Here is a 9,949-nt window from a genome sequence, read left to right as displayed (position 1 = left end):
TCATTTGCACGTATCACCTTTCATTGCTTGTTTCTAGACAATTCAAGTATATAGAAATCGGTGATTACGTGCTTTTTTATTTATGAAATTTTTTCAAACCCCAACAAATATTATAGAGCCTAAAATAAAGAGTCTATTCACAGATTTTATTCTCTGGAAAGACTCTTAATACTTAAACAAAATATTGATTTATAGGTCTACCTACTCCACCATAGTGTACATCAACTTTAATGAAATTGTGCTTTTCGAGAAAATCTAAATAACGTCGTGCTGTCACCCGCGCAACGCCGATTCCGGCAGCAACCTCATCTGCAGATGCGCCATCTTTTGAATCTTTTACAAATTTCAGCACTTTATCTAAAGTCGAACGATTAAATCCTTTCGGCAAGTCTGTCATTAGAACTGTGTTACTTTCAACAGCTTCATCTATTTCTACTAAATAGGGGTGAATCATTTCATCCAGTTCCTTTTGGGTTAAATCCTGCACATCTTTTGTCTTTAACTTAAATTTATAATAATTTAACAATGTTTGTTGAATACGTTCAAAGGTAAATGGCTTCATAATATAATCATATACACCAAGATGTAAAATTTGCTGAATAGTCTGCATATCATTAGCGGCAGTTACTGTAATAACATCTACCGGCAAGTTATTTGAACGAATTTTCCGAAGTGTATTGAGACCATCCTGCTCTGGCATAAAAATATCCATAATTACTAAATCGGGCTTTAATTCAACGATTTTTTTATATCCTTCCACCCCATTACTGCTCATCGCAATCACTTGGAAGTCATCAACCCGTTCAATAAATTGCCTATTCACTTCTCTTACCATAGGGTCATCTTCTACAAGTAGTACTTTAATTTTATCCAACTTTTACTCCCCTAACTATATTTCAAATGTAATAATAAATGTCGTCCCTTTATGTTGTTCACTTATGACTTCAATCGTACCGTTTCCTTTATTTACAATTTCGTTTACTAAAAATAGACCAATCCCTCTATTTTCCTTTGCCTTTGTAGAAAATCCGCTTTCAAAAATGTGAGATTGCACTTCCTCGGACATTCCTATTCCGTTGTCACTTACTAATATCGCCAATATTCCATCATTATCATCAATTGAAATAGTAATCTCTTTCTCTTTTTTATCAACAGCAACTAACGAATCAAAGGCATTTTCGATTAAATTTCCAAATAAAACAACAAAGTCATGGTGATCAAGTTTTGCAGGAAATTTTGTAAACCTGCTCTCTTTATCAATCGTTACTGTTATTCCCAATTCCTTGCCTCTGCTTATTTTACTTAAAAGTAAACCAGATATATTTTCATTATAAATTCTTTCATTTAAAAATTTCGTTACACTATCATGTTCATCTTTTACTTGTGATAAATATTGTAAAGCTTGTTTTGTATGGCCTAAATGTAGAAGTCCTGCAATTGTATGAAGTTTATTTTTATACTCATGTGTTTGTACACGTAACGCTTGTACAAACGCTTTAACTCCAGTAAGTTCTTCCGCCAGCTGTTTAAATTCGGTTAAATCTTTAAATACTGCAAGTGCTCCTACTTTTTTGCCATTAACAATAATCGGGATTCGATTACTAATAATACTATGGTTATTTACGTAGAGTTCCTGATCATAAACTGGCTGCCCGGATATGACAATCTCCGGTAATCTTGTATCGGGCAATACATCGAAAATATTTTTACCTATATTTTTAGCGGGATCACCAGCAACTCCTAAAAGTTCACTCGCCTTTTTATTAAAGATTGTAATATTAAAATCTTTATCAATTGCAATAATTCCTTCATGCATGGCGTTAAATGTTTCAGTTCTTTCGACATACATTTTCGATATTTCATGAGGCTCTAATCCAAACATCTGCTTCTTAATATGCCGCCCTAATGTATGGGCACCCCATATACTAAAGAGGATTGATATTCCAATCGTAATAATTATTTCATTTTTATAATCAGCCACTATTTGGATAAAGGATGGTAATGAGAAGCCAACCACGACTACTCCAATTTGCTTATTATGATTATTCATAATCGGAACAAATGCACGAATCATTGTTCCTTCCGCACCCTGTGCTTTAGATAAATAGTAATTCTCAGCAAATGCAGCATTGATATCCGTAGATTTACTAATTTCACCAATCTGTTCTTTTGAAGGATGAGAATATTTCACACGGTCCATATTCATAATGACGATATAATCCGCTTTATTAATATAGCGTATTTCTTCAATAATATTGTTTATATTTTGGGATGCTTCTGCAACATCTTCACTCTGCAAATTAGTTTTTATTTCGGGCAAGTATGCGACAGTTCGGGCAACAAGCATTGCGTTTTGGCCGATATTTTCTTCATTTTCCTTTAATAAACTCCCCATTACAAATGTACCTGCCACTAAAAATGAAAAGGCAATGATGAAAAATGTTAAAAACATTATTTTACCATTCACAGATAGTCTTTGTTTTTTCATTTTCATCCTCCCTATCATTAATAAATTGTTACTTCCTTTTACTTCTGTTTATAATGAAATATATATTAAATCTGATAATCTTGTGGTGAAGTCTATGAAATACTTTCTAACTGGTTCCTTTATTACCATCATTATATTAATCGTACTATTCGGGTATCGTCAAAATATTTTTTCAACATCTGAAATGCCTTATGATGATGAACAAATAGGTTTAAAAGATCAAATCACTATCCATTTTAGTCATGTTGTAGCAGAGAATACACCAAAAGGGATGGCTGCAGAAAAATTTGCTGAGCTTGTGGAAAAGAAAAGCAATGGTCGTGTTGTTGTACAAGTGTATCCAAATGGAATGTTGTATAGCGATAATAATGAAGTAGAAGCTCTATTAAATAATGAAATCCAAATGATAGCACCTACTTTCTCTAAGATGACAAACTCTCTACCAAATTGGCAAGTTCTTGATTTACCTTTTATCATAGAAAATAATGATGAATTAAAAAGAGTCTTAAGTGGACCACTTAGTAAAAAATTACTAGATGAATTAGAATTAATGAATATAAAGGGGTTAACGTTTTGGAGCAATGGCTTTAAACAGATTGCTTCAAATCAACCAATTACTGAAGTTGAAGATTTTGAAGGAGAACGCATTCGAATGATGCCTAGCAGTATACTAAGACAGCAATTTAGATTGCTCGGTGCAGAGCCTTATGCTTCCTCATTCGGTGATGTATATTATGACCTGGAAAATAAAATCATTGATGCACAAGAAAATACTATATCAAATATATACTCTAAACAATTTCACACGATGGAAAATCATATTACTCTTTCGAACCATGGAATACTTTGCTATGCAGTGATGATGAATGAAGATTTTTGGAATAGCTTGGATGAACAAATCCAAGAGATCATCATAGAATCACTTGAAGAAATGCAGCAATGGCAATACGACCAAGCAGAAAAAATAAATACGGAAAACCTGAAGCTGCTTGAAATGGATGACTCGATTCAAATTTATGAATTGACCGATGCGCATAAACATCAATGGCAAGCCAAATTACAACCAATTTATGAAATATATAATAATGAAGTAAATGGTGAGTATTTAGATGAATTATTACATGAACTAAATAAAGATACTTTTCTATCCAAATGAACTAAATGAACAAAATTTAACTGCCTATTTTAATTAGGCAGTATTTTTTATGTCACTTTTATTTTGTACTATAACAAAAATCACCCCTTCTAAAGCAGTAATATAACAGTTGAAAGCTTGATATTATAACATTTTCAAATGCAGTCGCATGATATTGAACGAAATGAACGATATAAACTTTAAAAACTAAACAGCTTTTTCTGAAAACTATCAGTTATGATAGTTTCAATGAAAGCGATAACATTATTTTTCGCAGCAAGGAAATAAGGAGGATGGATAGAAATGAAAATATTTAAAAATTTAACAGTTCAAGTTATAACTGCTATCATTTTAGGTATTATTGTCGGAGCAATCTGGCCTGAATTCGGAGCAGGTTTAAAAATATTAGCAGACTTATTTATTAAATTAATTAAAATGTTAATTGCTCCTATTATCTTCTTAACTGTTGTTATCGGTATCGGCAGCATGGGAGATATGAAGAAAGTTGGTAAAATCGGTGGTAAGGCATTAATCTATTTTGAGATTGTGTCTACAATCGCTTTAGCAATTGGTATTGCAGTTGCACTTATTATTCATGCTGGTAGTGGCTTAGATACTTCACATGCTGGCGAGTCAGATATTTCACAATATACGACTGCTGCAGCAGAATCTGAACATGGTATTGGAGCTTTCATTTCAAGTATTATACCTGATAACTTTATCGGAGCACTTGCTAATGGTGAATTATTACCTACATTATTTGCAGCTGTATTATTCGGTTTAGCAGCAGCTTCATTAGGGGAAAAATCAAAACCAGTTATTCAATTATTTGAACAGGTTTCAGAAATATTCTTTAAAATCGTTGGAATGGTAATGAAATTCTCGCCAATTGGTGCTTTTGGTGCTATGGCATATACAATTGGCAACTTTGGATTAGAATCATTAGGTAACCTAGGTTTATTAATGGCTTCTGTTTACCTAACAATGGCTATATTCATTATTGTTATTTTAGGATCTATTGCTAAATTCTACGGATTCAATATTTTTAAATTTATTGCCTATATTAAAGATGAAATTTTCTTAGTAATTGGTACGTCTTCATCTGAATCTGCATTACCTTCAATGATGCGTAAATTAGAAAGATTCGGATGTTCTAAACAGGTAGTTGGTTTGGTTGTTCCAACTGGCTATTCATTTAACCTTGACGGTACGGCTATTTACTTATCAATGGCTGCCTTATTTATCGCACAAGCTTACGGTGTAGATTTAACATGGATTCAAGTAATCACTCTTCTTGGTATTTTAATGATTACTTCAAAGGGTGCAGCTGGTGTAACAGGTTCAGGTTTCATTACTTTAGCTGCAACGCTTGCGGCTTTCCCAATGATTCCTGTTGAAGGTATCGCATTATTAATTGGTGTTGACCGCTTTATGTCAGAAGCCCGCGCTGTGACTAATTTAATTGGTAATGGTGTTGCAACTGTTGTTGTTTCGAAATCAGAAAAAGAATTTGACGAATCAGTAAACGAGAAAGTAATGGCGGCACATTCAAATTAAGAAAAAGCACAATTCAGATTATGATCTGAATTGTGCTTTTTTGTGGTCACTGCTAATCCGGTATTAATTTCGCACATAAACCTTGAAAAATCGCACATAAATTTCAGAAAATCGCACAAAAGACATGTACCTACTCTTAAGGCTTATAATAAAAACTGCTCATAAATCCCAATTTAGTCTTAAATAAAAATAAAAGGTTCTGTATTAATTTCAGATTGTATAAATTGAACAGATATTTTTGCACTTTCACATAGTGTTGTCATTTTTTCAGCAACACCTTTTATCATAACTTTTTCAACGTGATGACCTGGATCTACAATGTTTAACCCGATACTTTGTGCATCTTGTGCAACGTGGAAATACATATCTCCTGTTACAAAAACATCTGCCCCAGCCCTTTTAGCAGCATAGATATATTTATTGCCATCCCCGCCGACGACCGCTACTTTGGAAACCATTGTTGCCACATTACCAACTACACGAACACATGGTACGTCTAATTGAGTTTTAACGTGTTGTGCAAACTGTTCTAATGTCATTGGTTGTTTTAAAGTTCCAACGCGTCCTAAACCCATTTCATTCGTTTCAACTGCAAGTGTATATAAATCATATGCTGGTTCCTCGTATGGATGAGCGTTTAGCATCTCTTTTAAAATTTTGTTTTTTAAAGAGTGCGGAAAAACAACTTCAATTTTTTCTTCATCCGTTTTTTCCATTTCTCCAATATTGCCGATAAAAGGATCTGCCCCTTCAAGTGCTCTAAATCGCCCTTGACCATTTGTTGAAAAGCTGCATGAATCATAATTTCCAATATGTCCAGCTCCCGCTTTTGCTAATGCAAAACGAACCTTTTCTGCATAATCATCAGGTACAAAAACTGCCAGCTTCATTAAATTTTCATGATACGTCTTTTCTAGTATTTGACGGTTTTCAAGCTGCAGTGCATCTGCTAATAAATCGTTTACACCGCCTTCTGCAACATCCAAATTCGTATGAGCTGCATAAACCGCGATATCATTTTTTATTAACTTTTCATATAATTTTCCCGCAGGTGTATCTGTTCGAATATTTGACAATTTACGGAAAATTGGAGGGTGATGGGCAATAATTAGTTCACACCCTTTTGCAATAGCTTCATCAGCAACTTGTTCATTTACATCGAGTGTTACAAGCACTTTGGATATCGGTTTATTTAATGTACCGATAGCAAGTCCAATAGGGTCATTTTCCATGCAGGCAATTTTTTTAGGCGACCAGCTCTCAAACAGTTGGATGATTTCTTGTCCATTAGCGGTTTTCATTATTTAATACCTCCTCAACAAGTCCTATTAAATGCAATAGCTCTCCTCTTTTTGCAACAATTTCGGATGTTTGCTCTGCGTCTTGTATTGATGCTAAAACTCGCTTCCAATTTTCGATTTCCCTTGACCACTTTTCTATAAATACCTTTGATCTCTCAGCGATTAAAAATTTGCCTAACAGTATCTCAGCTTCCGTTAATGTCATTACTCCCTTTTGCAGTACGAGGATTTCATAGATTTTTCCATCCTCCTCTAGTATCACTTCATCTAAAATCGCCCATCCATTTTTTAAGGCCCATTGCCGAATAGTCTTTGCATGGATATTAGGTTGAAGAATAAGACGTGTAACGTGTTTTAATGCCTGTGGATCCTTTTCTAATATTGAAACAATTAAAGGTCCACCCATGCCAGCAATTGTAATCGTATCTACTTTATCTTGCTCTTCAATTGCTTTTAGTCCATCAGCAAGACGAACTGAGATTTGTTTATCCAAACCTTCTGATTTCACTTGACGAACTGCTGATTCATACGGACCTTTTACCACTTCACCTGCAACCGCTTTATTAATAATTTCATGATGAATCAAATAGCACGGCAAGTATGCATGGTCGCTCCCTATATCGGCTACTACCGCCCCAGTTGGAACAAATGATGCTACCGCTTCTAAACGTTTTGATAACTTTTGCGCGTTCATAAATTACCGCCTTTTTCTATATTTGTCGATTATATTATATTAAAAAAACACGATTTGTCGAAAATCATGCGAAAATCAATGCTTACTTATGTGGATATCCATAAACTTATACTTTCCTATCCGAAAAAAAATAAATCCTTAGTCGTCTAACGGCTAAGGATTGAGAAAATATTATTGTAATGAAGTAATATAGTCAGCGATTGCTTGAGCTTCCTCTGGAGTTTTCATACCTGGAGTCATTGGAGTGCCTTCGATACCGTTTACTAAAACATCAACAATATGTTCAGCATCTTTATCAACAAGGCTTGGCCCCATACCACCAGTTAAGTCACCACCGTGACAGCCGATACATGTGCTAACTAATTGTTCACCGCCAGCACCTTCAGCAGTAGCGCCGCCGCCTTCTTCTTCAGTAGTACCCTCTTCACCATGTTGCGCAATTTCTTCTTTATTTCCTACACCTTCTAATGACATGAAAAAGATGAGTCCGATACCGAATGCCATGATAAGAATATAAGGAATAATTGGATTGTTTTTCATAGGTTACCCTCCCTTTTAGTTTCATTCTTCTACATCTATTAATATAGAATCTAGTCAACAATCATTATTGTACTGCATTATCCGAAAAACGAAAAGCCCTAAACGACATCTTTTATGAGGTTTGTAACAAATTCGACAATATTAAGTCAAAGTTGTAAAATTTGGCGGGCAATTACTAATTTTTGTACTTCGGACGTTCCTTCACCTATTTCTAACAACTTTGCATCCCTTAAATATCTTTCCACTTCAAACTCTTTCATATACCCATATCCACCATGAATTTGTATTGCTTCGTCGCAAATTTCCATCGCTACTTCTGAAGCATAGTATTTTGCAATCGATGCTTCCTTACTGAAAACTCTTCCCTCATCTTTCAACCATGCAGCTTTATACACCATATTCCTTGCAAGTTCAATTTTTACTGCCATATCTGCGAGTTTAAATTGTGTGGCTTGAAAATCAGATAAGGCTTTCCCAAATTGTTTTCTTTGTTTAGAATAGGCAAGAGCTTTGTCAAAAGCTGCCTGCGCTATTCCTACAGCCATTGCAGCAATTCCTATTCTTCCACCATCTAAAGTTGTTAAAAACTGTTTAAAGCCGTTGCCTCTTTTTCCGAGTAAGTTTTCCTCAGGAACTTTCACATCTTCTAATATAAGTTCTGTTGTATTTGAAGCATTTAAACCCATTTTTTCATATGGACAGTTAATAGTAAATCCTTCACAATCTGTTGGAACGATAATTGCACTTATTTCTTTTTTACCGTCCTCAACTCCTGTAATAGCTGTTAATGCTAGATGCTTAGCGAAGCTAGCATTGGTTATAAAAATTTTCGTGCCATTGATGGTAAAGTGACCATCTTGTAGTTGCGCTTTCGTTTCTGTTCCTCCAGCATCAGAGCCAGCATTCGGTTCAGTCAAGCCGAATGCTCCAAAAGATTCTCCTGTGCAAATTGGAATTAAATATTTTTCTTTTTGTTCTTTTGTGCCAAATAAATGAATTGGTGCACCACCTAAAGAGATATGGGCAGAATAAGTTATACCGGTAGATGCGCAGGCTCTGCTTAACTGTTCAGTGACAATAGTGAAACTAATAGTATCAGCTCCAGCTCCACCGTATTTTTCTGGAAACGGTAATCCCATAATACCCATTTCAGAAAGTTGTTTAAACACGTCAATCGGAAATGTTTTTGTGCGATCTCTTTCTATTGCACCAGGAGCAACAACTTCCTCAGCAAATTCTCTTATCATTTTATAAAGCATCTTTTGTTCTTCAGTTAAATCAAAATTCATCTGGACACCCCATTTCGAAATTTTCCATATCATCATAGATATATTCTTGTAAGTGATGAAAAATTAGCTTTTTATTGGAGCGACCATTGAAATGATTTAATACAAACGATAACGAAATATTATTTTAGTATAGAAATTGATATCCGATTAAAATTACAAGACCTAAAGAACCCGATAAGGTAAAATATAATAATTTCAATTTTAATCCAGTTATTAACCAAATTACACAGTTTGAAATTAGCAATGAAAATAAAACGACAGTATTATTTGCAAAATATTCAAGGCTAATTTTAACTGAAAGAGCGAATATTAAGAGAGCAGCTGCTATTTGTAAAACAGGTGCAATTAAGCCATGTTTTTTTGCAAACGTAAAGGCGCTTAACATAAGTACAAGAGCAATAATGCCAACAAATAATACGATGAGCCATACAAATTCTGTTGTCATAAATAGCCCAAGAACAAGTAGGATTATAATGATGCTAATACTAATAAGAAAAATATTATTATTTCGCTTTTCTTTTGCTTTAACGGCTTTTTTATAACTTACTTCTTCCTCCAACTCAAGCTCATTGCCTTCTGAATAAAGTGTCATTAAAAAGTCGCAATATTGATCAGGTAATAGTTTATTTTGTTTCCAAAATAGTATTTCATTTAAAATTATTTTTTTTCGCGGATTTGGCATAAGCTTTTTCTCCAAAATTGTTTAATATTGTATGTATATTTATATTTTAACTTAATAATCATGAAAACACATCCATAGAAAGTATTACTCAAGCTTTAGAATTACTTTTTTATGTAAGCCAACTTCAATTTTATTTTCGATAATTTTGGTTCTATGTCAAATGTTGGGGTGAAGTGATATTACACGGCACCCCGATTATCCTAAATGAACCCCAATTTTCTTATATAAATTATTTAATAAAATTTTCGCTTTAAAGTGTTCAT

Annotated in this window: 9 protein-coding genes; 2 read left to right on the top strand and 7 right to left on the bottom strand. The window is 34.0% G+C overall.

The window, feature by feature from the left end; genetic code table 11:
* Positions 1-172 precede the first annotated feature (172 nt).
* The gene (locus tag EKG35_RS19600; RefSeq protein ID WP_126296230.1) at positions 173-874 is read right to left on the bottom strand and encodes a response regulator; all 702 of its coding nucleotides are present in this window, start codon (positions 872-874) and stop codon (positions 173-175) included.
* Between the two features lie 15 nt (positions 875-889).
* Positions 890-2,488 (bottom strand): ATP-binding protein, encoded by a 1,599-nt coding sequence (locus tag EKG35_RS19595; protein WP_126296229.1) that lies wholly within the window; start codon positions 2,486-2,488, stop codon positions 890-892.
* 94 nt (positions 2,489-2,582) lie between these two features.
* Here EKG35_RS19595 and EKG35_RS19590 point away from each other — a divergent pair, with 94 nt between their 5' ends.
* Positions 2,583-3,644 (top strand): DctP family TRAP transporter solute-binding subunit, encoded by a 1,062-nt coding sequence (locus EKG35_RS19590; protein WP_126296228.1) that lies wholly within the window; start codon positions 2,583-2,585, stop codon positions 3,642-3,644.
* A 282-nt stretch (positions 3,645-3,926) separates the two neighbouring features.
* Positions 3,927-5,180, top strand: coding sequence for a dicarboxylate/amino acid:cation symporter (locus EKG35_RS19585; RefSeq protein WP_126296227.1), 1,254 nt, complete (start codon positions 3,927-3,929; stop codon positions 5,178-5,180).
* Positions 5,181-5,359: 179 nt separating this feature from the next.
* On the opposite strand, the gene EKG35_RS19580 is transcribed toward EKG35_RS19585, so the two are convergent.
* The 5 genes from EKG35_RS19580 to EKG35_RS19560 form a co-directional block, all read right to left on the bottom strand.
* Entirely contained in the window at positions 5,360-6,481 is a 1,122-nt protein-coding gene (locus tag EKG35_RS19580; protein ID WP_126296226.1) for a Nif3-like dinuclear metal center hexameric protein, read from the bottom strand.
* The gene (locus tag EKG35_RS19575; RefSeq protein ID WP_126296225.1) at positions 6,468-7,175 is read right to left on the bottom strand and encodes a tRNA (adenine(22)-N(1))-methyltransferase; all 708 of its coding nucleotides are present in this window, start codon (positions 7,173-7,175) and stop codon (positions 6,468-6,470) included. Before EKG35_RS19575 ends, EKG35_RS19580 begins: the two co-directional genes overlap by 14 nt.
* 171 nt (positions 7,176-7,346) lie before the next feature.
* Positions 7,347-7,715 carry a c-type cytochrome gene (locus tag EKG35_RS19570; RefSeq protein WP_126296224.1) on the bottom strand — a complete coding sequence of 123 codons (369 nt, stop codon included), beginning with the start codon at positions 7,713-7,715 and terminating at the stop codon, positions 7,347-7,349.
* 146 nt (positions 7,716-7,861) lie between these two features.
* A complete protein-coding gene (locus EKG35_RS19565) occupies positions 7,862-9,004 on the bottom strand; it encodes an acyl-CoA dehydrogenase family protein (RefSeq protein ID WP_126296223.1) in 1,143 nt (380 codons plus the stop codon).
* A 124-nt stretch (positions 9,005-9,128) separates the two neighbouring features.
* Entirely contained in the window at positions 9,129-9,686 is a 558-nt protein-coding gene (locus EKG35_RS19560) for a hypothetical protein (RefSeq protein WP_126296222.1), read from the bottom strand.
* Positions 9,687-9,949: the final 263 nt, after the last annotated feature.

It is taken from the genome of Lysinibacillus telephonicus, assembly GCF_003966145.1.
Classification (GTDB): domain Bacteria; phylum Bacillota; class Bacilli; order Bacillales_A; family Planococcaceae; genus Ureibacillus; species Ureibacillus telephonicus.
Note: the sequence above shows the minus strand (reverse complement) of the source record. Positions and strands in the feature narration are given on the sequence as shown.

Bases quoted from the DNA above. Each gene is read 5' to 3' on its own strand.
- EKG35_RS19595 (WP_126296229.1), bottom strand. From the start codon at position 2,488: ATGAAAAAACAAAGACTATCTGTGAATGGTAAAATAATGTTTTTAACA.
- EKG35_RS19590 (WP_126296228.1), top strand. From the start codon at position 2,583: ATGAAATACTTTCTAACTGGTTCCTTTATTACCATCATTATATTAATC.
- EKG35_RS19585 (WP_126296227.1), top strand. From the start codon at position 3,927: ATGAAAATATTTAAAAATTTAACAGTTCAAGTTATAACTGCTATCATT.
- EKG35_RS19580 (WP_126296226.1), bottom strand. From the start codon at position 6,481: ATGAAAACCGCTAATGGACAAGAAATCATCCAACTGTTTGAGAGCTGG.
- EKG35_RS19575 (WP_126296225.1), bottom strand. From the start codon at position 7,175: ATGAACGCGCAAAAGTTATCAAAACGTTTAGAAGCGGTAGCATCATTT.
- EKG35_RS19570 (WP_126296224.1), bottom strand. From the start codon at position 7,715: ATGAAAAACAATCCAATTATTCCTTATATTCTTATCATGGCATTCGGT.
- EKG35_RS19565 (WP_126296223.1), bottom strand. From the start codon at position 9,004: ATGAATTTTGATTTAACTGAAGAACAAAAGATGCTTTATAAAATGATA.
- EKG35_RS19560 (WP_126296222.1), bottom strand. From the start codon at position 9,686: ATGCCAAATCCGCGAAAAAAAATAATTTTAAATGAAATACTATTTTGG.